Below are 25,922 nucleotides of genomic sequence, written 5' to 3'. Positions count from 1 at the left end.
AATTCCATATTAGGAGAATGCTAAATATTGATTCTATATATAAATCAGACTATGCGCTTTACTCAACGCTCCTAACGACTTATTAAACCCCTTTGATCTTCGTAAACTAACTTATGTACCTCCTCAATAGTACAAATATTTTGGTCACCCGGGATAAAATGCTTCAAAGCAGAAGAAGCTGTGGCGAACTCCACCGCCTCCTGCTTATCTTTCAAATTCCTTAATCCATAGATTAAACCTGCCATGAAAGCATCCCCTGTACCCACTCGATCCACAATATGCGTTAAATTATATTGCTTACTTCTATACACCTTTCCTCCATCATAAAGTGCACCACTCCATAAATTATGGCTGGCTGAGACCGATCCACGACTGGTAAAAACCACCATTTTACAATTTGGATACTGGCCCAACATTTCTTCTCCGGCCTGTTCAAAAAGAGCATCACTTAAGCCTTCCTTTACAATATCCACATCAGGGTGAATGCCGGACATAATATCACAATACTGGAGTAATTCGGGCATCACTTCAGTATGCCCCTTTCCCCAATTCCATAAATTAGATCTATAATTATAATCACCGGAAATGGTAATCCCTCTAAATTTAGCCTCTTTCAAGGCTTCAAGAGTAGTATAATAAGCAGATTCAGAAAGTGCCGGACTAATGCCGGTCCAATGGAACCAATCTGCTCCCTCAAAAACCTTATCCCAGTCCACCATTCCCGGAGCAATAGTGGCCATAGAAGAAAAGTCACGGTCATAGATCACCTTTCCACTTCGATATACCGCCCCATTTTCATAATAATATAGTCCCATCCGGTTTCCTCCCTTTAAAATAGGCTTAACATCCACCCCAAAACTTTTTAAAGACATTTTGGCCTGGGCTGACATATCATTTTCCGGAAGGCGGGAAACAAAGCTCACCTCTTCTTCAAACTGAGCCAAGGACACCGCAACATTCGCCTCTGCCCCACCAAAATCGATTTCCAAGATTTTAGACTGTTTCAGGCGGGCAGCACCAGGCGCAGATAAACAAAGGAGTATCTCTCCAAAAGTAATGATTCGTCCCATTTTCAAAAAATTCGGATAGCCTTCCCGGAAAAAATACGCTCCGGCTTCCCATAAACATACTGTTGATTTAAAAGTCAATCAAAAGTATAGAAGAGGTGAGATATGCGGTAATCAAAAAAGATAAATAAAGTTAACTCATTTATTATTAGCGCTTTATGTTATCCCCTATGTCTATTTTGCTATCGATTGCTGTGATTTTACGTGTATTTAACGCAGAATAGAAATGCAATTAAGGGAGCAGCCTCAGCAATCAAAGGGTTTAAAAAAGGCAATCAGTGTAATCATTATTTGAAAACTCAAATTTGCTACCCCTGTCATACTTATATAGCGTGCTCCAAAATATTTTGATTGCTTGGAGCGTGTTTAAAGATCAAAATTCGTATCGAAAATTTGATTATTGCAGAAGCGATACAGGCTTTTTTTGAGAGAATAGCATCGCTATTATAAGAAATTATCCGAAATCGCTTCCAATAATTCGAATTTGCAGCTGAATGGTGTGCTTCAAAATACACTCTTAAGCCGAATTGTTCATGCTTCAATTCTTGTTGGGCTGCAAGGCGATTAAACTGAGGGAAGAATTCCCGGAGTCGATTTTTTTTTAGGTAACAGAGGAATGAGCAGAAAGTAGGCATAGCCGAAATTGATTCAGGAAACAATCATCAAAACCACCCATAGTTTACTGAAATGCAGCACATTACATCAAGCCCTCTAAATTTGCAGGTTAATAACTTGGTTGAATACTAACCCAACTCAATTCCACGCATTTAAAAGCCCAAAAAAAATTCTTTTTGCCCTATTCAGCGGTTTTTAGGTATTTATACCTAATCACCTTGACATCGTCATGAGAAAGTCATTAAAATAGATATGGATATCCAATAGTATTTATTGATTATGTTCCTAGGCCATAATCTTCACAAATTTTTTTAATGAACCCTATTCCGTAAGGAATAAAATAGAAAATAAAATGAAGATAAAATTTAAAATATTTGTAGCCTTGCTGTGTCTCATCATGAGTTCTGCCAGGGCCGCAGACTATTATGTCTCCCCTTCCGGAAACGACAGCCAAAGTGGAAGTATCAGTAACCCTTTTAAAACTTTCGCAAAAGCTGTCAGTGTTATACAGGCTGGTGATTATATCTACCTCAGGGGTGGTACTTATTCAATGGGCAATACCTTTATGATTGATCGCAGCAAAAATGGTTCCGCCTCCGCCATGATTAGCGTATTTGCTTATGAGGGAGAAACCCCCATTTTACAATTTGATGATATTGAAAATTCTTCCAGTCGGGGGATCGTTCAGGATGCCTATTATTGGCATTGGAAAGGAATAATTATAGAAAAAGCGGGAGACAACGGCATGCTCCTTTCAGGAAATCATTGCATTATAGAGGAATGTGTTTTCCGATATAACCATGATACTGGCCTGCAGCTGAGCCGCTATAACACCAGTGCCAATTCCATTTCCGAATGGCCCTCTCATAATCTTATCCTGAATTGTGAGTCTCATGACAATGCGGATAGCGGTAATGAGGATGCCGATGGCTTTGCCGCTAAACTCACTTCCGGGGAAGGGAATATTTTTAGGGGATGTGTAGCGCATCATAATATTGATGATGGATGGGACCTTTACACCAAATCCTCTACCGGCCCGATAGGGATCGTCACTTTCGAAAATTGTATTGCCCATCATAATGGTACATTAAGCGATGGAAGTACTTCAGGCGGAGGCGATAAAAATGGCTATAAATTAGGGTCCTCAGCTCATAATATTAATCACATCGTAAAAAACTGCATCGCATTTAACAATGGAAAACATGGTTTTACAGATAATGGAAATGTAGGAAGCATAAAATTCTACAACAATACCTCTTACAACAATCAAGACTATAATTATCACACCAGAGATAATGCTACCCATATCTGGCGCAATAACATCACTCTGAATGGTGCGCATACGGATAGAATCCGAGGGAATGCTCCGGAAAGTTGTAATGCATTGGACGATACCAATAGTAGTTGGAATTGGACGATATCCGCCAGCAGTTCCGATTTCCAAACGATGACCCCAGGCCCGGATAAAGATCCTATCAGCAATGGTTTTTTACACCTGGCAGCCGGAAGTAAGCTCATCGATGCCGGTTGCACTGACACTGGCTTGGGATATAACGGATCAGCACCTGACTTAGGAGCCATTGAATATGGTGGGGAAGTTAACCCACCCTCCTCTTATCAGCTCACCACTACCATTAGCGGAGCAGGAAGCGTTTCTCCTTCTTCCGGAACTTTTGACGCCAACTCGGTGATCAATCTGCAAGCTACCGCATCGGAAGGCTGGGTATTTGCCTCCTGGTCAGGAGATATCAGCGGAACCTCCAATCCCATTAGCCTCAACATGAACAGCAACAAGTCGGTCACCGCTATCTTTGAAGAAGAGGGTGATAATGGAGGCGGAACTACTCCCGGAGAGCTGGGATCAAATTTAGCGATAACAGGTTCAGGCGCCGGAGCGGATGGTTCCAGTAAAGCCAGTGGCACTTCATATGGAAACAGTCGGGATGGAGACCTGACCTCCTACTGGCAGCCAGGGTCTTCCTCCAATGAGCGAATCTCCATAAAATGGTCTGGAAGTGTGAGTTGTAATACGGTCATTATTAAAGAAATTGGTGATGTGGTGGGTAGTTGGCAATTAAAAAACCATGATACAGATGAAATTTTAAATAGTGGTAGCGGTCTGGGATCCTCCAAAGTAATTACATTCTCAGAAGTAAATCTTTCCAAGATCAACCTGGAAATTTTAAGCGCTTCTTCAGCTCCAAAAATTGCAGAATTTGAAGTATATCTCGCAGATGGAACGGTATCCCCGCTCACCTATAAATTGACAACCAGTATTTCAGGGCAGGGCAATTTAAGCCTGGAAGGTGGAAATTATGAGGAAGGCACCAGCCTTAGTATTGAAGCCACTGCAGCCGAAGGCTATCAGTTCAGCCATTGGGGTGGTGATGCCTCCGGATCCGAGAATCCATTGCAAATCACCATGGACAGTGACAAAAATATTACCGCCAATTTTGAAGAAAGCGCCATCGCCGAATATAATGTACAAGTCAATATTCAGGGGCAAGGCAGCGTAAATCCTCCCTCTGGCAGCTATGCGGAGGGAAGCAGCCTATCCATTTCGGCCAGCCCGGAACAGGGTTGGAAGTTTAATGGCTGGTCGGGAGATATTAATAGCAGCAATAACCCTTTACAGATTACCGTAGATGGACACAAGAACATCACTGCGAATTTCATAGAGCAAACGACCTCCGTCGACTTGGGGGATAATTTAGCCATTAGCGGTCCAAGCCCGGGTGCAGATGGTAGCAGCAAAGGTAACGGTAGTTCTTATGGCAATGTCAGGGATGGAAACCTAAGTACTTCCTGGGAACCTTCCGGAACAAATAATGAACGAATTTCCGTGAAGTGGGGAAGCAAGGTCACTTGTAATACCGTCATCATTAAAGAAATTGGCGATGTGGTGGGAAATTGGAGTATTGTGAATCATGATAACGGTAATACTTTAGCCACCGGAAATGGCCTTGGCACTGAGAAGTTAATTTCATTCGAAGAGGTAAGCCTAAGTAAAATCAACCTGGTAATCACTGATGCCAATAGTGCACCAAAAATTGCAGAATTTGAAGTATACTATGCCACCGGTACCGATAACCCAGCTGAGGATTACTACAACCTCAACGTATCGACTAATGGAAATGGTAGTGTTAACCCAGGCAGCGGAAGCTATGCCGCAGGAAGTATAGTAGAAATTACAGCCAGCCCATCAAACGGTTACATTTTTACAGGATGGTCCGGAGATGTAAGCAGTGCGAGTAACCCACTTTCTCTGACGATGGATAACCATAAAACCGTAGTGGCCAATTTCAGTCAGGAAGGTGGTACTAATCCACCCTCCACCGATGGACCTGTGGGTTATGCTGCTATGAATGGTGGCACTACCGGAGGACAAGGAGGCCTTAGTTATACCTGTAATACGGGCGACTGTATCCTGGATTTAATTTATCAAAAGCGAAAAGGCATCATTACTGAGCCCATAACCATCTATGTTAACGGTACCATTACCCCATCAAATACCACAAGCGCCTCGAAAATTGATATCAAAGAGGTTCGTGATGTTTCCATCATAGGAGTAGGCACTTCAGGAGAGTTTAACGGTATTGGAATAAAGATCGTAAAATCCGGAAATATCATTGTACAAAATGTGATTGTACACCACGTGAATATCGGGGATAAGGACGCTATCAGCATTGAAGGTCCGACGGATCATATCTGGATTGATCATTGCGAGCTTTATGCAGAATATCAGGGTGTTGATAAAGATTACTACGATGGGCTACTGGATGCCAAATCAGATTCCGAATACATTACTTACTCCTATAATTATTTACATGATAGCTGGAAAATGATGCTCGTGGGTTCTTCTTCCAGTGATAGTCATGACCGTAAGCTGACTATGCACCACAACCTGTTTGAAAATGTCAATTCCAGAATGCCCCTTTTCCGCCACGGAAATGGCCATATATTTAATAACTATTATTTAGGTGTAGTGTCCACGGGAATTAATAGTAGAATGGGGGCTTGTTTAAAAGTGGAAAACAACTATTTCAAAAACTCACATAACCCCATCGTTTCGGCTTATACCAGTACTTTAGGGAAGACAGAAGAAATAGGCAATAGCTTTGACAATGTCAGTTGGGATTTATCAAGGGATGATGTTTATGAACCCCTTAGTTGTGTAGCCAACATTCCTTATCCGTATTCAAATGCCCTAATCTCAAGTGCTGAAGTTCCTCAGTATGTATTAGCTAATGCAGGGGTCGGTAAAATTGCGCAAAATCAGCGAATTTTTGGCGAACAAGCTAATTTACCCCAGCTATTGGTATACCCCAACCCAACTTCAGAATTCCTGTATTATGAATTGGAAAATGATCAATTACAAAGCGGTCAGTTGAGAATTCTTGATTTGGGAGGAAGAGAGTATCTAAAAATGGATGGACTGTTAGAAAATCGTATATATGTAGGCGACCTAAGCCCGGGAACCTATATAATACAATTACGAACATCTGGATATACCAACTTCAAAGTTTTTATTAAAAAATAAATAGTTATAATACTTATAAAAAGGCCTTTCACCAGAGGCCTTTTTTTATAGGCCTCATCAATTAAAACAGCGTTAAAAAAGAGTAAAATAACACATTTACAACCTTTTAACCAGTCACCCTCTCAACAAAAAAGGTCTATCCTTACCAAATAAGCATATTTAAATATCATTTTTTCGAAATCCTGAATTCAGCTTGAAAAGCATACAGGTAAATCAATAATTTCATTACTAATGAACAGCAACAGTGATACTTCTGAAACCAACCTTGGCTCTTGTAGCTAACTTTTTATGTCAAATAAACTATTTATGGAAATGTTAATTAACACTAACATTATTTTTTTCACAAAAACCTTTTTTACACATGAGAAATAATTTTTTACGATTTCATTGGCTAAAAATGAAAGGTGAGCATCGACTCAGAAAAATGTATCTGCTCCTTTTATTCGTTTTAAGCCCTCTATTTCTCCATCCTACATTTGCTCAGAAACAAATTGAAGGATTGGTAACTGACCCTTCGGGCTTCGCTCTTCCAGGGGTAAACCTCATTATTGAAGGCACCTCACAAGGTACCACCACCGACCAATATGGAAAATTCATCCTCAAATTACCGGATGGTAAAATTACGCTACTCGTATCCTATGTAGGGTATAAAGAGGAAAAGATCCTCGTGGGTAACCAATCCATGATAGAAATTATTCTAAAAGAAGATACCGAAACCCTGGAAGAAGTAGTCGTAGTGGGTTACGGAACGGTAAAAAAATCAGACCTGACCGGATCCATTATAGATGTGGAAGCTAAAACACTTACCGAAAGAGGAACAACCAGCCCGGTTCAGGCACTTCAGGGAGCGGTAGCAGGGGTTCAGATTAATAATTCCACCGGTGTGGTAGGCGACAACTTCTCCATCACTATTCGCGGTAAAAACACGCTACAAGATGGCGCGAACTCCCCACTGTTTGTAGTAGATGGGGCGATTGTGGACAATATAGATTTCCTTAACCCTCAGGACATCGCTAAAATGGATATCTTAAAAGATGCCTCCTCAGCAGCTATTTATGGATCCAGAGCGACCAACGGGGTCGTGATCATCACCACCAAAAAAGGTAATGCGATCCCTTCTGGTACCAGCATTACTTTTGACTCCTTTGTGGGGATAAAAACACCTGCAAGACTGCCCAAAATGATGGGTTCGGAGAAATGGCAGGAATACCATATGTCCGCTTACTTAGCCACCGTTAGTGATTTGGAGTCTCACACTCCCGAATCCTTCTATGATGCGGTATTACCACTTTCCTCCAATGAGGTGCTCCGACAAAGATTTGACGATAATTATTATTTTGACTGGTATGATGCTGTCCTGAAAAATGGGATCCAAACCAATAACAATGTGAATCTGACACACCGAAATGGTGGATCGGCATATACGCTCAGCCTGGGCCACCAAAAAGAGACTGGGGTGATAGAGAATGAAGGCATTGAAAAACTCACCTTACGCCTTGGAATGGATCAGGAATTTAGTAAAAGTTTGAAAATTGGTGCAAATATTACCTTAGCGCATACTGAAATTGAGCAAGGAAGTAGCATCGCGATGCAGGAAGCTTTTCGCCTCAGCCCAATGATGAGCCCATATGCAATAGATGATAACCACAATGAAATAGATGGGGAATTATTCTTAATGCCTGGCAAATTAACAGATCCCTCCGGAACCATGGTAGTGAATAAAACCAGTACTATTAATCCATTACTGGAAATTGCCAATTCGCATAATGTTACTAAGGACTGGAACCTATTAACTAATGCTTATGTGGATTATAAAGCAACAGATTGGTTAAGTTTCCGATCAGCCTTTTCCAGTAGCCTCAGATCTTCCAGGCAAGGATTGTCCTGGGGATCAGAGACTCAAAACGGAACCAATAATGGTGGGTTGCCAATGTCGGAAATTATTCAAAACGAGAACTTCAACTATACCTGGGACAACCAGTTTAACATCAACAAAGAAGTGGGAATACACCGATTTAACTTCCTTGGCCTACAGTCCATTTTCGTTGATCGATATGAAAATTCATTGATGTCCTCAAGGGAACAACCATTCGATACTGAATTCTATAACGTAGGTTCCGGCCAGCAAGGAAGCTTTTATATGCAAAATGGATTCCAAAAATTCCAACTGGCCTCTTTTGCTGCGCGCTTGAATTACGCTCTTAACGAAAAGTACTTATTAACCTTAACGAATCGTTGGGATGGCTCATCACAATTGGCATTAGGCAACAAATGGGCATCTTTTCCTTCTGCCGCAGTGGCCTGGAAATTGAAATCCGAAGATTTTATGCAGGATTTGAAATTTGTTTCCGACCTAAAAGTGAGAGTTTCTTATGGGGTGACCGGTAACAATAATGTGGCGGCATATTCATCAATGAATGCGCTAACCGCTCAAAGCTATTATAACTATGGGGCAAAGCCAGTTACAGGCTGGTCTGCTGCCACCCTGGCTAACAAAAATTTGGGCTGGGAGACTACTTCAGAACTAAACTTTGGTTTAGATTTTTCTTTATTGGATCATCGGATCCGTGGATCTATCGACATCTATAACAGGCTTTCTGACGACTTACTGGTAGATCAAAAATTACCCTTGGAAACCGGCTTTGAAATTATTCGTGCTAATGCAGCATCTGTCCGCAATAAAGGGGCGGAAATCATGCTGACCACCACCAATATCAAAACAGCAAAGGTGACCTGGGAAACCATCTTCACCTTTTCCAAAAATGTCAACAGTATTGAATCTATCTACGGGCAGTCAGAAGAAGTTGATATAGGAAACGGCTGGTTCATCGGACAACCGATAGATGTCCATTACAATTATCAGTTTGATGGGGTATGGCATGCCCATGAAAAAGACCAGGCAGAATCCTATAATCAAACTGAAGGAGAAGCACGGGTAAAAGATATCAATAATGATGGGGCAATTTCTCCTGACGATGACCGGGTATTCCTGGGAAGCTCTAATCCGGACTGGACTGGCGGTATCATCTCACGATTAAATGTAGGCAATTGGGATATGGGTCTTACGATTTCCACCCAGCAGGGCGTATTGGCCTATAGCCCCTTTCATGAGAATTTTAATAATGTAAGAGACCGTGGTCGTCAAAAACTTGATTGGGGAGAATGGTACGTACCAGAAAACAATGTGGGTGTTCGGGCACAAAACTCCAATGTTTTGCCTCAGCCACGAAACGAAGGTACTTATTGGAGAAACGATGGTGTAGGGTATTATCATGATGCTTCTTTCGTAAAAATCAATAACATTTCCATTGGTTACACCTTCCCGGCAAGTACTTTAGAAAAAGTAAAACTTTCCAATCTCAGAGTTTACGCCAATGTATTAAATCCCTTCGTATTCTCGGCTTACGATGGTTGGGATCCGGAATGGGCAGAAGCTGATTTGGGGGTGGGCCGCGTAAGTACGGTTGTTTATCAAATGGGCCTAAATGTTAAATTCTAGAAATCATGAAAAAAAATCTGATATATCTATTTATTGTTTTATTTAGTTTTTCCGCTTGTGAAAACTTTTTAGAAGAGGAAATAAAATCCAATGTAGTAGCGGAAGACTATTATGCCACTTCTGCAGGCTACCAATCCTTGGTCCATGCCACCTATTCTTCTTTAAGAGAATATTTAGGACAGCATCCCTGGTTGTTTATCTCCGGCACCGATCTCTATACGGAGGGAAGAGATCCCGCACCCATAGGCCTTTCCAGATATACTAATTTAAATTCAAACTCAGAAGGAGTTGATTTTCTATACATTAATTGCTACAAAAGTATACAATTGGCCAATAATGCGGTCTACTATGGCGATATTACCGAACAAACAGCAGATGTAGATCGATTAGTGGGCGAGGCAAAATTTATCCGCGCACTCTCCTATTTTTATCTGGTGCAAACTTATGGCGGAGTTAGCTTAATCGATATGCCGGTAACAGAGGCCATCACGAAAATAGACAGAAACACTGAGGAAGAAATATATGCTTTTATCATTCAGGATCTGGAAGACGCCAGAAACCGGGTGAAAAATGGCGCCTTTGAGGGAATGGTTACCCGCAGAGCTGTGGTAGACCTTTTGGCCAAAGTGCATTTAACCAGAGGATATCAAAGCTATGGCGCATCTGATGATTTTCAAAAGGCAGCACAGTACGCCGATGAGGCAATTGAAGGGCAAGGATTAAACTTATCCTTTGCCGAGCTCTGGACGCCTGGTAATGAGATGAATGAGGAAGTACTATTTTCTGTACAGTTTTCTCAAGCCTCCATTAGTACTAACCCTTCTGAATTAGGAAATCGGATGCAAAACTTCTTTGGCCCCTACCTTGGGGGTTCTGAAGTAGCGGGAGACAACCCTTATAAAATGGCCTCTACCTCGCCTTCTCTATATGCGATGGAATTATTCGAAGAAGGAGATAGTCGTTATGAAGTCACCTTTATGACTAAGATTTATGATCGCTATTATGACTTTTATGATGTAGATGTAGCGGATCACCCTACACTTGATGTTAGCCATTTTTATGCACCAAAGTGGTTTACACCTGCTGATAGTACCGCCTTTAGAGCTGCACATCCGGAGGCCTTCTACCATAGCTTTTATGATTCCAACCCGGATACGGGAGACTCCAATCTGGATTTCTCCACTATTTCCATTAAAAAGTTTGATGATCCAAAATCACTCTATGCGGCAGGAAATAGCCGAACCAGTAGTCGAGACGTAATAATATCCCGCCTGGCGGAAACTTATTTAATTGCTGCGGAAGCCTATTTACAGGCAGGACAGGCCCAAACGGGTTTAGACCGATTGAATACTGTCAGGAAGCGGGCAGGAGCAGTCGAAGCTAGCTTGGCCGAATTTGATATTAATTACATACTGGATGAAAGAGGTCGTGAATTATTGGGAGAATACAAACGGTGGTTCGATTTAAAAAGAACTGGAACCCTCGTGAAAAGGGCTTCCCAATACAACCGATTAGTGGAGGAAAGTAATTTTGTTGGAAACGGTGGGGAATTAAAAATATTAAGACCCATCCCACAAGCAGCACTTGACTTAAACCAAAGTGATCAATTTAAACAAAATCCTGCTTATCAGTAGGATGCATTAATAAACAGTAAATTTGAAAGAGGCTAGCTCAATAACATTATGGAGTGGCCTCTTTTTTTTTAAAGCTGAATTATTAACTGTTAGATTTATAGAAACAAGTCAAAGCGCTTAATTGCATTACAGGCATATGCTTTGATAATTAATAGCCCCAATGTGGGTTTTGCCTGCTTTCTCCTCAATCATCCGCTTTGTTGGAAAAAACTAGAGATAGGAAGCGATTCCTTCATTTTCCCTACCTTCTGAATAAAAGAAGATTTAAGCATGAATCATCCGGTTTAATAAGCCGAATATACGGTCGGATGATATGAAAAATTTTGAGACGTCAAGCTTCTCATTTACATGCTATAAAAATATACAAGTACAAAATATAATTTATTTACCCATACCACCCTATCCTTATCTTGAGTATTTGCATTACTTTTGTGTTATACTCTAAATTATTAGTGATATTTTAATTATTGAACTGACATAAATTTTACTCACTCCCATTTTAAAAGTCAAACGCAAATGGGAAGTGCGTTCCTGATTGAACAATATAAAATATGAAAGAGAAAATCATTGGAATACTTTCCATTGCTAATCTTAGCTTCTTCTTGTATACCATTTATACCTACCTACCCTATGATCAACCACTCTTGAAAAAGGAATCTATAACTTTTGAGATTTTCACAAAAGAGTCTTATCTGTTTGAAGAATATGGATTTACGAGTTATATATTTGCAATATTATTATGTGCACTTTCCCTGGTTTTTATGCCTAGAACCAAAAAGGTATTATGGGCTCTTATTTCGCTGCTTCCAATAGTTTTTTTGGCGGTAATTCTCAAATTAGTTTAGTCACAGGAGCATACGGAATAACAGGTTCCCAAAACAAAAATCAACTTGAAAAAAAATTAAAGCACAACCAATCCAAAAGAAAAACCAAAATTCAAAAAAAAATTGACCATCCTGATTTACAGGCCAATAAAAAAGAAACCACTTCTAATAATCGCCACAGCCATTTTTACACCAATTAGTCGACAGGAACTAGTTGTACCGGATCAAAAAAGGTTGAATTATAATGCTTTTGATTGATTATGCATTTAGAGGGAGGGTCATTGGAAACCTTAAAACAAATGCTTCACCACTTACCTGGTTTTACGCTAATCCCGGAATTAGCCTATAAAGCCGAGCAAGATCAATCCAATACCAGAAGATTTAACCAGCCAGAGCCCTCCAGAGAAATCAGCCTCGTAACGCACAAAAATTTTACGAAGGAGTTAATATTGGATGAGTTAAGAAAAAGTATTTTAGCGCATATTCCCAGTCATTTCAAGAAAAATGAACGCTTTTTTCGGGTACAGTGGCGTTAAACCAAAAAAATCCCCGGACAAAATTATTTCGCCGGGGATGAAATACCACTTGCTAATAGTAGACCCTATTTACCCTAAAATACGCTATCCAAAAGTCAATTATTTAGTATTATAATATTGTTGCAATTGATAAAATGCCTTTTTCTTTTGTCCCTTTTCGGAAATCAGGCCCTTTCTATTCCAACCGTCCTGCACCTCAGGCAATTGCCTTAATGGTGATTTAAAATCCACTAATATCCAGGGAGTCATGCCCACCAAACCATCAATTTGATCAAACATTTCAATGCTCTCCTTATACAGATACTCCTGAAATTCTTCGCTCCATCGCGTCAGGCTATCCCCATGAAAACCCTGCATGGCACCCCCTCCAAATTCACTGACAATAACCGGTTTTTCCTTCCCCATTTTAAAAGTTTTTTTTCGGCACTCTTCGGGAAGCCCTCCATACCAACCCAAATATTCATTAAGGCTGATAATATCCAATTTGTCCATAATCGGATCATTATACGTGTAGACGGCATCAGGATGCCCATCCAGTTCCTGATCTTTTTTACAGGCTGCAGAAATCAGACGACTGTCATCTACCGACCGGATATAATCGGCCAATTCTGACAAGAATTGATTACGAGCAGGAATGGGGGCCGTTTCATTGGCAATAGACCAGATAATCGTACTGGCACGATTATAATCCCGGTTAATCAGTTCGGTATATTGTTGCTTGGCCTTTTCTAGCACCTGAGGATTGTCCCATTGGATACCCCAATAAAGCGGTAATTCCTCCCATAGCAGGATGCCCCGCTGATCAGCCATTCTCACCAACTTTTCCTGATGCGGATAATGGGCAAGCCGTATAAAATTACAACCCAATTCCTGTGCCCAATTCAAAACTAAAGCTGCATCTTCCTCCACATTAGCCCGATCTTCCCGTAAGGGGTTTTCATCATGTAAACAAATGCCTTTTAAGAAAACAGGTTTTCCGTTAAGTAAGATTTCTTTTCCTTTGGTCTCTACCGTTCTAAAACCTATTAGGTCTTCCATCCTATCCTTTCCGGCTTCCAGAATTACCTTATACAACTTTGGATTTTCCGGAGACCATAATTTCAAATTTTTTACATCAAAAGAAAATGCTACCTCTTTATTATTATTCAGTTTGATTTTATAATCCATATTTAATTCAGGAATACTGATATGAGCAAATTCCGGCAATTCGCTGCCAGACAGCTGAAGCTTTCCTTGAATCTGTTTTCTTTTCAAGCCGAGGGAAGATTTCTCCAATTTCAGAAAATAATTATTGATAAAAGTCTCTGGCACCTCTAAAACTTTTACCTCTCTGATAATACCCCCATGATTGAACCAATCTGTTACTTTGGAGGGAATATTATCATCGGCCCGGCTATTATTAACGCCAACAATTAACTGATTATCTTTTTCCTTCAGATGAGAAGTTAACTCAAAACAAATGGGGGTAAATCCACCTTCATGCTGGCCAATTTCTTTCCCATTAATAGAGACCGTGGTTTTATAATTAGCCGCGCCCAAATATATAAAATAACGTTTATCCTCCTTCATTTGGGACATGTCAAAAGACCTTCTATACCAAAGGCTGCCCTCATAATAGGTCAATTCCGGATGCTGCATATTCCAACTGCCCGGTACCCAAAGGGTTTTCCCGCTGGCAAAACCGTATTCCACCCGATCGGACTTGTCTTTGGGAATATAATTTTCAATTATAGCACGACCTCCCATCCCACCGGTTTCATATGGATCCAGGATATAATTCCACTTACCGTTTAGGCTTTGATAATTACGATTCATCGTATTGGATATGGAAATCCCTTGCCCGTAAACAACTGAGGCAGAAAGGAAAAAAATACCGAAGAAATAAAATAAAATTTTTTTTGATATCATTATTCACTAATTAAAAAAGTAGAATTTTTTATTTAAAAATAAATATTAGGCAGAGTGGGTCTATTTGAAAACCAAAAAAATATTTCGTTAATCAACGCCGCCACCACCTGATAGACCTTAATCTGCAGGCTGCAATAAAGTGAGTTCCTCCGAATAGAAGAACCCACTTTTTACTGATATGCTAAGCCTAATAATGTAAGGCAAGATTCAACAACTCCAGCCAAGCAACTCATTTTCGGCTTATAGTAAAAGATACTATTGTATTACTAATTTTCGATGGAAAGATGCAGCTTTAGTCTGTAAAATTAGCGTATAAACCCCCGGCTTGGCATTAGGATTAATGGTCATATTCTCCTGATAGGCAAATTGATCCTGATATACTACCTTACCATCTGTCGCAACCAATTTCATGCTGACTGGCGCCCCCATGTCCACAGTATTGCCCAAACTCAAATGGAACTGCCCACGTGCCGGATTTGGCCATATCAAAATTCCTTCCTGCCCCATTGAATCCTCAGACAACTCATCATCAACTTCCTGTACCACCTGGCTACGCGTATTGGAGGAATGCATCACCATACCGAACATTTGATTGGTATTTCCGGCCAAACAAGGCCACTGAATGATATTGGCCCCGTCTTCCTGAGCAGCATCCAAAACATCCAAACACTGACCACTATTTTTATTGATCAAACGCCAGCGACCACTACCTGCATTTTGTATTTTAAACAATTGTCCGTCACCAGCCCAGTATTCCCAAATTTGAATATTGGCACCTGCAGTAGTAGAGATTTCATTTACATCTAAAGACTTATCCTGCGCAATATAAGGAGTAATTCTGTGCCAATCATTATATTCATTGGTAACAATAAATTTCTGCGCATCGCCACCCCAATAAGACCACTGGGCAATATTGGTACCATTGGCCGTGCCGAAATTATAGACATCCATTGCTTTGCCACTATGTGCGGCGGTGAAAGAATAGGTGCCATTGAAGTGTCCCAAATTATCCGTTGCCCCGGCCACAGGCCAGCCATTGGAATAGCCCATGGTGGTGACCATCAACTTGGCCGCGCCATTATCATTCCCATCGTAGTAATGGTAAGTCAACCGACCGTAGCTGTAGCCAACATGGCCAGGACCAATAATATTTCCATTTTTATTAGGTAAGAAAACACGTTCATCCGTGTACGGACCCGTAACACTCGTTGATCTGGCCACTACGTTGTAATAAGAGCTATTCACGCCATTACAGCAAAGTCCACGCTGATAGAACAAATAATAATAACCATCCCGTTTCAAAATAGAAGGACCTTCAACTTCTCCACTTACCAGATGATACGTATTGCCATCCGCTCGATAACCGGTATTGGGATCCAATCGCAGGATATCAATCCCACTTTGCCAGTTCCCCCAGGTCATCCATACACTGCCATCATCATCCTGCAAAATGGCCGGATCAATAGCATTATTACCTGCTACAATCAACCCTCTGTCTGTCCAGGGGCCACTTAAGTCGGACGCTGTGGCAAATCCAATAGCGGCAGGAGCACCTGTACCCGCACAAGAATAATATAGATAATACTGTCCATTTCTCTTAAACACTTCCGGCGCCCAAAAGAATCCCCCAAAATCCTGTACATAATTATCAATCCAGGAAGGGTATGTTCCAATAGGAAAAACCGTATTTTCTACACGCCAATCCGTGAAATCGGGATTAGAAGAAGACATCGCCCAGATGCCATCCCCGGTGGTAAAAATCCAGTAGCGGCCATCATTATTCCGAATCATGGTGGAGGGATCATGGCTGGGAGCCTGAGCCCTTGCATTCAGAAATGCCAGGGAAAATAATCCCCATAACACCAAAAATGAGTGACTGCGCAACTTAAAAAAATTAAATAACGTCATGTGGTTAAAATTTAAATGAAAAATAATATAAATAGAGGCTATTGAGCCTCAGAAAAAACTAAAACAGGAAGCAGCCTGTCAAACCCTTTGCCAAACACAAAGGGCCACTCCCGCGCAAAAAAATGATCATAATCTCCTCAGCCATTTTCGGATTTTTATTATAAAATTGACCAAGCAAATCTATTGCTCAACTTCCTACTCCCTCTGCCCCGCCACTGGTCAAAAAAATAATCCACTATTCTACTCCCTTCCTGCACACAGCCCCGATAAAATATCTAACAAGGCTACTATCGAAAACAAAAAAAGCCACTGACAAATTGCAGTGGCCACTTTTAGTAATTAGCATATAATAAATGAAGAAACTTCAATTGCATACTAAGTCGCAAAATCGCTAGATAATGCCGAATCAGTTAATCTTTTAAATATTCACTTTAATGTAAATTAAACTTCCCTCTCCCACCCCATTATTTATTTGATCTGATTAACTTAATCGGCAATTTGCCCTCCCATTTATACCTCATCTCCCATTACAAAAAACTTACTATTTAAATGTCAGCTCTTTGCGCGTGGTAAGTATCAGGTTAATGCTTTCCCATCGTTACACTTTATAGTAGTTAAACGATGGGAAAAGCATGAAAAATGGAAATGAATTCCTATAAAACAATTTTGCGTTTATGCAAAACCTAACGGCTTTGTACATTAACGGACTGCAAATCCAATTTGAAGATCGATAAAGATTGTGCGGGCAAATGCAAGGTCATTTTCTTGCTGGAAGCCTCAATCGTTTTATGCTGTGGCGCTATATGCTCCGGAGCGCTAAAACCATTCTCCGCTTTCAAATCTTTGCTCTGCAAAATAATTTGCTCAGCTTTTGTATTAATTTTAATATCTGAACCCAACTTGATGAGTTTATCCTGATCCTTATCAGAAGCATTTACCACCTTCAAAATCAACTGATTATTGGCCTCATCCAAAACCGCAGAAGCGTATAATTGATCTGCACCAGTGGCTGGCTGTTTACCATACTTCAAATCCAACACTTTATTACCAGCATGATTGGAAAACAATTGCTGCACATAATAATTAGGAGTAGCATAAGACTCCAGATTATTGAACCAAATCATGTCAGGCGTCCATTGCCATGCTTCTGCATGTGCTAAAAGCGGTGCATAGGAGGTCATGTGTACGATATCCGCATTACGCTCAAGACCGGTCATAAAAGCGGCCTCGGATAAAGCACATTGCCAGTTGTTTTTATTGTCCGGACTCGCAATGGCCACACTTTGAGCAGCATACTCTCCCGCAAAAATCTTCGGTCCATTTCGGTCATAAGCATCATATCGATTAGCATTACTTAAAAACCACTCCGGGGTGTTATAGTAGTGTTCATCCACTAATTCAGCATTTAATTTCTTCAATTCCTTAGCAGCATAATCGAAATCCTCACCATCAGGGAATGGACCCGTTCCTGAGACAATAATCATATCCGGATATTTTGCCTTAATCGCTTTTTCAAAAACAATATAACGCTCAATATACTGTGGTCCCCACTGCTCATTACCCACACCGATATACTTCAAATTAAATGGCTCAGGATGCCCCATATCAGCTCTAAGCTTACCCCAGGCCGTAGTAGTGGCACCATTGGCAAATTCAATCAGGTCCAAAGCATCCTGCACATAAGGATCTAAATGATCCATTGGCACTAATTCTCCAGTATTAAACTGGCAAGCAATACCACAACTTAAAATAGGCAATGCCTCAGCCCCCAAATCTTCCGACAAAAGGAAATATTCATAAAAACCTAAACCAAATGTCTGGAAATAATCCGGCGTAAGTCGATGGTCAAATTCTGTATTCCAACGATTAACCAATCCAGTGCGCTGATCAATGGCACCTACGGTTTTTTTCCACTGATAACGTTCCGCCAATACGCGGCCTTCCACTATACAACCACCAGGAAAACGAAGGAAGCCGGGTTGTAAAGCCTCCAGTTTTTCTACGATATCTTTACGTAATCCACCAGGACGCTGCTTCCAGGTATCCTGAGGAAAGAGCGAAATCATGTCCATATCCAATTCCCCCTCCCCTTCAAAAGTAAGACGCAATTTGGCTTTTTCTTCTGTTGCTTTGGCCGTAAAAGAAGCCTTCATCGTGCTCCAGGCAGTATTTTCCACCATCAATTCGGCTGCTCCAATTTCCTCATTGGCAGCATTGACCAATGCGATTTTCATGCGCATCGGCGCTGCTCCTTTTTGTAATTTCGTTTGAATGGAAAAATTATACAAATCCCCATTCTTTACCCCCATTCCACGAAAACCTTCATTGAGCAAAGTATAGTTTCCTTTTAATTTCAATCTGGCGAAACGCGGATTTTCAGGTTTAAGGTCCTCTAAATTAATAATCACTAATTCAGAAGGATTACTTTCCTCATTGGCTTCCTGCCAGGACATCATCGGCGTATCAAACTCGAAACTTCGGTTCTTCACCATTTCGGCATACAAGCCACCATCAGCAGCAAAATTGATATCTTCAAAAAAGATGCCCCACATGGTAGGCTGGATATCAATGGCAGATTTCAGATTTTTCAACTGAAATTGTTCACCACTTTGTGCCTGAAGGTTTGAAGAGAAAGCCAACATAACCAACAACACCACCCAAGATATATTTCTTTTCATTTGTAAGCAGTTTAATAATTATAAAGAATGGAATAATAATCGACCGAAGACATGGAAATGACCTACCTTCACTGGCAAAACATGCAAAGCGAATATCAGTCAATGAAAGAAAGAAATAGAGGATCATTCACCTCTATTTCTTTAGCGTGTTTTGAAGCGCGCTGCCTCCGACTGCAAATTAGGTAAATGGAAGCGATTCTAGATAATTCTCAACAATAGGGAGGCTATTCTCTCAATTTAATCGGCTATCGCTTCTACAAGAATCAAATTTTTGTCACGAATTTTAGCCTCAACACACTCTATACCAAATATTTATTTGCTCTGTGTATTATTTCTTTTTCAACCAAATTGCCAATCCACCACCGTTGAATCCGGTCATTACAATAGTAGAGGCTACTTTATTTTCCCAGTCTCTCTCTCTGGACACGATGAAAGAATCAACAAATTCTCCTCCCCACACTAACTCTAAATTGGGCGCATCATAGGTCCAGGTATTGTTAGGATCTCCGTTAATGGTACCATCAGCATGAAGCACCGTTTCAAAGGAATAGTAGATATTTGGATTGGCCTGTTCGTCGGCATAGCCCGGAACGGTTTCATAAACATGCAATACCTGATCATAGGTACCAATCAATTCATCAGCCGTAATAGGCGTTTGTTCCACATTGGCGTAGCGCTCCGGAGAAATCATGGGCCAACCATTCTCTGACCAGAACAACCTGCGCAGGTGCATATTCATGAAAAACCGATCAATTGCCGGACGCGCCTGCGTCATGATATAATAATGACCATCTGTAGCCTTGAAAACAGAGGGGTGAGATACGCCCTGATATCCATAATGATCACCAAAAGCATAAGGGCCCATCAGCATCGGCGGATAATCATCATTTGGATTTGCCGCATCCACTCCATTCCAATCCAAAAAAGGACCTGTTGGAGCATCTGAACGATACACACGTACATTGTATTTGGTATCAATCCAATCCCATGCTACGAATAAATAATATTTCTGCTCCTCTTCATTATAAATAATCTCCGGACCTTCCAAGTTACCATTATAGATACCATTAGTCATTCCTCGTTTAACGATCAGTGTACCTCTATCGCCAGGACTCATGGCCAAACCAGTTGCTGGATCTAACTGAACGATGAATAATCCGTCCCAGGCCGAGCCGTAATACATATAATGTTCCCCTGAAGGCGTCACGACTACTGTGGGATCAATGGCATTGGTGCCGGGACCATTTTCAACAGAACTAACTGCCAGGCCTGCTTCCGTCCAAGGCCCTTCCGGAGAATTTGAAGTCAATAAACCAATGGTACTAATTCTAAAACCATCTGAGGCTAATGAATAATAAAGGCGGTACTGACTCCCCACCTTCATGATATAAGGTGCCCAAATACCGTCATTAGGATTAGCACCCTGTCCTTCAATATAGCTCACGGCCTCAGCTGGTAAACCATCCAGGGCCCAACCCACGTATTCCCAATCTACCAAATCACGGGATCTACGCACCATAATACCCGCCCGAAGGGTCTGCCCATAGGCCACATCAGTGCTATAGCAATAGTACCAACCATCACCTGTATCAATTACTGATGGATCATGCAAATTATAAGGCCCCCACAGGTGGGAATTTTCATAAGCTGCAATATCCGCATAAGTATCGGAGATGTTATCCAAATCTGTAGGTCCCTGAGGGCTCTCCTCTTCTTCCTCCTCCGGATATTCGGTCTCCGTAAAGACCTCATCAAAGGTTTGAATACAGGAAGATACCAAAAACGCACTGAATATGAATGCGATATATGAAAGTAAAAAAGTCTTTTTCATGGAAAAAATCATTTAATCCGGGTGGGCTAAATGCCACCCGGATAGTATTGGATCTTATTAATTACCTGAAGCGCGATTGGCATCATTAGGCGAAAGGTTCGGGTTATTATCCAATTCTGTTCTAGGAATTGGTAGATATTCCCGTCCTGGTACCCAGGTTTCGAAATCATCATCGCGGGCTTTTAATTCCTCTAACATGGAGGAATCATATAACCAACCCCATCGGATAATATCAAAAATACGCTGTCCTTCAATCGCAAACTCCAAGGCACGCTCATGATAAAGCTGCTCACGCATCTGATCCTGACTTAAGCCTGGCATGGTGGTCGCCAGGTCAGCAAGTCCTGCACGGGTTCTCACTCGTTGAATATAAGGGTAGGCGTCAGCGGTTTGTCCCAATTCATTCAGGGTTTCTGCATAAAGCAATAAGATATCGGCAAAACGCAAAACACGGTAATTAATTCCACCGGAAATATCCAGTGTCCAGTCATCCGAATAACCTATCCGGTTACCGGTCCACTTGCTACAGTAAACGGCATCCTGATCATGAAACCATGGATTGCCATAGGCCAGGTTCCAATCATCTTCTCCTTCAGCTTCATAAGATGCTAAAGTTATTTTTAATCGTGGATCAAGCTTTCCATCGGCAGTACGCTCCTTTTTATATTCCTGATGAATCCAAGTAGTAGGAGTATAATCGGACCAACCACGATCCGGCATAGCATAGCTCACCGCTAAACCTGAAAGCGCCTTCCAGTTGGCATTCGGATCTCCTGCCCAGTTATGGTCGGTACCGCCCACTGTAGTAAACTGCACTTCAAAAAGTGATTCTACATTATTTTCATGTGCCTCATCAAAATTGTGCGCATATTCAGGAGCCAAATCATAGATATCCTTGTAGGCGCCGGTAAAGAATTTTTCAAACTGTCCCTTTGCCTCCGTCCACATTTGGCGGTAAACATATACTTTACCTAACAAGCCTGCTGCTGCGCCAGCCGTTGCACGTCCAATATGTCCGTTGTCCGGTCCGCTGACGCTTAAATAATCCAGCGGCAAAAGAGATTCCGCCATTTGCAGGTCACTGATAATCTGTGCCCAGATCTCATCCTGTGTCGCTGTCTCCGGATAATAATCTGCCTCCGTCTGAGGCAAAGCCGTGATTAAAGGCACCACCTGAAAATTATTAGCCAAATTAAAATAAGCCAAAGCACGCATAAAGTAAGCCTGCCCCAAAATCCTATTTTTCTGTGCTGGCTCCAATATCCGCTGCTCTCCTTCTGCAGACATTCCTTCTACATAGGTCAACACCTGATTGGCACGGAAATTCAGGATGTACATATCTCTCCAGATCCAGGACAACATGTCCTGATCTGACTGGGCAATAAATTTTCCAATCTGCACAATACGAACATCCGGGCTATCCCCTTTAAAATCATCTCCGCGACTATCAGCCGCTCCGACTAAAGTTCTCATATAAGCCCCATCAGTGATAAGCGCATTATATAAGGCAGTAGCACCCGCAAAAGCTTGATCAGCATTATTCCAATGGTCATCAACTGTAGGTAAGTTTGGATTGACCTGATCCAGTAAATGATCGCAGGAAAAAAGTATACTTGCTGATAGAAACAGTATAAATATATTTAACTTTTTCATATCATTTCATTAAAAAAAATTAAAAACCTAATTCAATACCTAACATGAAAGTTCTTGGCTTTGGATAAGAACCTCCATCAAATCCCGGACTCCATACATTGGAAGTGAAATCTGGATTATATCCTTCATAACCGGTGAAAGTATATAGGTTCTGTGCTGTCGCATATACTCTGGCATGGCGCATTCCCTTTACCAAATCTTTCGGCAGTGTATACCCAAAAGAAACCGTGTTAATTCTTAAATAAGTACCATTTTGCAACCAGCCCGGACGATCAGAATCTCGACCATTTTGGTTAGGATCTTCCCACACCAAACGAGGAATATTGGTTGAGGTATTGGTGGGCGTCCAGCGGTCTACCATGTCCAGGTGATAGTTATTATCGCCACCGGAATGCATTAAATTTCTATATAGAGAATTATTAATCAGATAACCTCCCGCCCCATTGGCAAAGATAGTAAAATCAAAATTCTTATAAGAAGCAGAGAAGGTTAAGCCATAGTTATACTTCGGCATGGCGCTTCCCAGATCCACACGATCGTGCTCATCGATGACACCATCCGGTACACCATCAGGACCACTTACATCGCGGAAGCGAATATCTCCGGCAGCAGTACCGGCCGATTGGAAGGCGTGATCATCCACTTCTTGTTGGCTCTGAAAAATACCATCATAAACATAGCCATAGTGGCGCCCAATCTCATGTCCCACACGGGTAATGGATCCTGCTCCCAGGATTTCATCATTATTGGTTCCCAGGTTAATAACTTTATTGTGATTGGTAGAGAAGTTGGCCGTAAGGTCGAAGTTAAAATCTCCGGTGGACTTACGATAAGTCGCCTGAAATTCCAAACCGCGGTTTCTTAAAGTACCGGCATTCACCATGGGGCTGGCATTGATAGAACCGACCGACAACGGAATAGGTACATTTACCAAAATGTCTTCACTTAAACTGTTATAGTATTCTGCAGAGAACAAAATTTTACTGTGGAAAAAGTCAAAATCAAATCCAACATTGGAGGTTGTTTTTTCTTCCCATTTCAAATTAGGGTATACCACACTGGTTTGTGCGGCACCAGTAGTACGCACCACATTACCATTGGCATCGGTAAAACTATATACAATATTCGGATTAATGGCAGCCGAATAGGCATAGTTTCCAATATTCTCATTTCCCAGGCGACCCCAGCTGGCTCTGAATTTTAAGTCAGAAAGCAAGTCCTTGGAAACCGGGAACCAATCTTCATTGGTCAATCTCCAACCTAAAGCCACCGATGGGAACACCCCGAAGCGATACTTAGGCGAGAATTTTGAAGAGCCATCACGACGCACAGTAGCGGTTATCAAATAACGATCATCGTAATTATAATTTGCTCTTCCCAGATAAGAGGCCAACACACTCTTGTCGTGATAGGCGGCAGAACTTTTGGTTTCTCCATTAGACAGCGTAGGGTAATACGGCATGCTGAAACCAGTGGCTCCGGCATAACGATTATCTGTTTCATAGGACTGGAACATCTGTCCGGCCAAAAGATTAACCGAATGCTTACCGGTTTTGAAATCGTAAGTCAATGTGTTTTCCACTAGCGTGGAAGTATATTCCCGCGTATCGTCATTAAGTCTGGCGATATTGTTGGTGAAGAAATAACCGAGATTAAACTCCGGGGTAAATCTCCAGTCCCGGGCGATTACTTTATCATAACTGGTATTAAGCTTATATCTTAATTTATGCTTTTCCTTATCAATAAAAGTTAACTGTCCGTACCAACTTCCAAAAACCCTGTTCACAAAGGTCTTACCCTCCATTAAACTGTTGGCTCCGATTCCATTCAAAGAGATCGCATCCTCTCTGTCCTGAAGCGTACCACCGAAACCACCCAAATTATTAGGATCATATACCCGCATGGTTGGAATCGCCAAAACCAAATCATTGATTAGTGGTGGACGTCCACCCGCTAAAGTACCATCGGTCGCCAAAAGGTGATCCTCATTGGAATTTGCATAAAACAGGGAGGTTCCCATTTTTAAGATACCGCGCTCAGTCATATTATTCACACGTGCGGTATACCGTTCATAATTAGGACCATTTCCTACATAGGTTCCCTGGCTGCTAAAATAATCCAGAGATACATTATACGTAGAATATTTACTACCACCCGAAAGATTAATGTTATGGTTCTGACGAGAACCATTTTTTAATCCTTCATTTTGCCAATCCGTATCCACATCGGTAATATAAGCGTCGTCAAAAGGATTATTCGCAGGAGCAAGCGCCTTTCCGGAATTAATTCTGGCCTCATTATTCAGCGTTTGGTAATTTCTGCGACTGGTTACCGGCATGCGCTGCCAAACATAATCCACGCCATAATATCCTTTATAGTCCAATGAAAGGGGGGATTCTTTCTTACCCTGCTTGGTGGTAATGATGATTACCCCGTTGGCTGCACGAGAACCATAAATAGCACCGGCAGAGGCATCCTTAAGAATCTGCATGCTTTCGATATCATTGGGGTTGAAATCCCTGGGTACCCCATTAATCGGTACTCCGTCAATCACATACAAGGGATCGGCATTATTAAAAGTACCCACCCCGCGAATCCGTACCTGTGGCAAGGCTCCAGGTTGTCCATCACTGTTCACCTGAACCCCCGGAGTACGTCCCTGCAGCATTTCTCCCAAATCACTGGCAGACTGCGTCTTCATATCCTCCACATTCATGACTGCAACTGCTCCGGTGATATCCGCTTTACGCTGAACACCGTAACCAACCACCACCACTTCTTCCAGCTCCTGTACATTGAGCTGCAAAACAACATCAACCGTGGTGCGGCCGCCAACGGCAACTTCTTCGGAAGTGTAACCAATAGCGGAGAAAACCAATATGGCATTCGCCTCATCAATTTCTAGATCATAGTTTCCCTCAAAGTCCGTGATCGTACCACGACTGGTGCCTTTGATGGCCACATTCACTCCAGGCAAACCGCTGCTGTCATCACTGCCGGCAACTTTACCTTTAATTTTTATTTTATCCTGGTTCTCCTGATTCAAACTGGTCAATGCTAAATCAGAAGCGGTAGCATGGGAAACGGCCAAAAACGGATGTGTTATGGTTAAAAAACACAAAATGGCCATCAACTTAAAAAATTTACACCCACGTACTCTTTGTATAAATACATGCATAGTACAATAATTTATTACGGGTTTAAAAAATTATTTAATATAAACAGGTAC

General features: G+C 41.5%; 11 protein-coding genes. 4 read left to right on the top strand and 7 right to left on the bottom strand.

Annotation, left to right across the window (positions count from 1 at the left end; translation table 11 throughout):
• Window positions 1–71: 71 nt before the first annotated feature.
• The gene (locus AAA970_RS23350; protein ID WP_338239306.1) at window positions 72–1,070 is read right to left on the bottom strand and encodes a PfkB family carbohydrate kinase; all 999 of its coding nucleotides are present in this window, start codon (window positions 1,068–1,070) and stop codon (window positions 72–74) included.
• Between the two features lie 964 nt (window positions 1,071–2,034).
• Between AAA970_RS23350 and AAA970_RS23345 the strand changes: the two genes are divergently transcribed.
• The 4 genes from AAA970_RS23345 to AAA970_RS23330 all read left to right on the top strand — a co-directional run bounded on the left by AAA970_RS23345 (window position 2,035) and on the right by AAA970_RS23330 (window position 12,715).
• On the top strand, window positions 2,035–6,222 hold the full coding sequence (locus tag AAA970_RS23345; protein WP_338239305.1) for an InlB B-repeat-containing protein: 4,188 nt from the start codon (window positions 2,035–2,037) through the stop codon (window positions 6,220–6,222).
• A gap of 361 nt (window positions 6,223–6,583) precedes the next feature.
• Window positions 6,584–9,721: a SusC/RagA family TonB-linked outer membrane protein gene (locus AAA970_RS23340; protein ID WP_338239304.1), complete on the top strand. Its 3,138-nt coding sequence runs from the start codon at window positions 6,584–6,586 to the stop codon at window positions 9,719–9,721.
• A gap of 5 nt (window positions 9,722–9,726) precedes the next feature.
• Window positions 9,727–11,355 carry a RagB/SusD family nutrient uptake outer membrane protein gene (locus AAA970_RS23335; RefSeq protein ID WP_338239303.1) on the top strand — a complete coding sequence of 543 codons (1,629 nt, stop codon included), beginning with the start codon at window positions 9,727–9,729 and terminating at the stop codon, window positions 11,353–11,355.
• Between the two features lie 1,123 nt (window positions 11,356–12,478).
• The gene (locus AAA970_RS23330) at window positions 12,479–12,715 is read left to right on the top strand and encodes a type 2 periplasmic-binding domain-containing protein (protein ID WP_338239302.1); all 237 of its coding nucleotides are present in this window, start codon (window positions 12,479–12,481) and stop codon (window positions 12,713–12,715) included.
• Window positions 12,716–12,814: 99 nt separating this feature from the next.
• On the opposite strand, the gene AAA970_RS23325 is transcribed toward AAA970_RS23330, so the two are convergent.
• From AAA970_RS23325 to AAA970_RS23300, 6 genes are all read right to left on the bottom strand, one after another.
• Entirely contained in the window at window positions 12,815–14,623 is a 1,809-nt protein-coding gene (locus AAA970_RS23325; protein WP_338239301.1) for a glycoside hydrolase family 2 protein, read from the bottom strand.
• A gap of 255 nt (window positions 14,624–14,878) precedes the next feature.
• On the bottom strand, window positions 14,879–16,531 hold the full coding sequence (locus AAA970_RS23320) for a family 43 glycosylhydrolase (RefSeq protein ID WP_338239300.1): 1,653 nt from the start codon (window positions 16,529–16,531) through the stop codon (window positions 14,879–14,881).
• A 683-nt stretch (window positions 16,532–17,214) separates the two neighbouring features.
• Window positions 17,215–19,209, bottom strand: coding sequence for an alpha-L-arabinofuranosidase C-terminal domain-containing protein (locus AAA970_RS23315; protein WP_338239299.1), 1,995 nt, complete (start codon window positions 19,207–19,209; stop codon window positions 17,215–17,217).
• 328 nt (window positions 19,210–19,537) lie between these two features.
• Window positions 19,538–21,040, bottom strand: a complete 1,503-nt coding sequence (locus AAA970_RS23310; RefSeq protein ID WP_338239298.1) for an arabinan endo-1,5-alpha-L-arabinosidase — start codon at window positions 21,038–21,040, stop codon at window positions 19,538–19,540.
• A 57-nt stretch (window positions 21,041–21,097) separates the two neighbouring features.
• The gene (locus AAA970_RS23305) at window positions 21,098–22,693 is read right to left on the bottom strand and encodes a RagB/SusD family nutrient uptake outer membrane protein (RefSeq protein WP_338239297.1); all 1,596 of its coding nucleotides are present in this window, start codon (window positions 22,691–22,693) and stop codon (window positions 21,098–21,100) included.
• A 19-nt stretch (window positions 22,694–22,712) separates the two neighbouring features.
• The gene (locus AAA970_RS23300) at window positions 22,713–25,871 is read right to left on the bottom strand and encodes a SusC/RagA family TonB-linked outer membrane protein (protein WP_338239296.1); all 3,159 of its coding nucleotides are present in this window, start codon (window positions 25,869–25,871) and stop codon (window positions 22,713–22,715) included.
• Window positions 25,872–25,922: the final 51 nt, after the last annotated feature.

Source organism: Persicobacter diffluens, from assembly GCF_036244895.1.
GTDB classification, from domain to species: Bacteria; Bacteroidota; Bacteroidia; order Cytophagales; family Cyclobacteriaceae; genus Persicobacter; species Persicobacter diffluens.
Note: the sequence above shows the minus strand (reverse complement) of the source record. Positions and strands in the feature narration are given on the sequence as shown.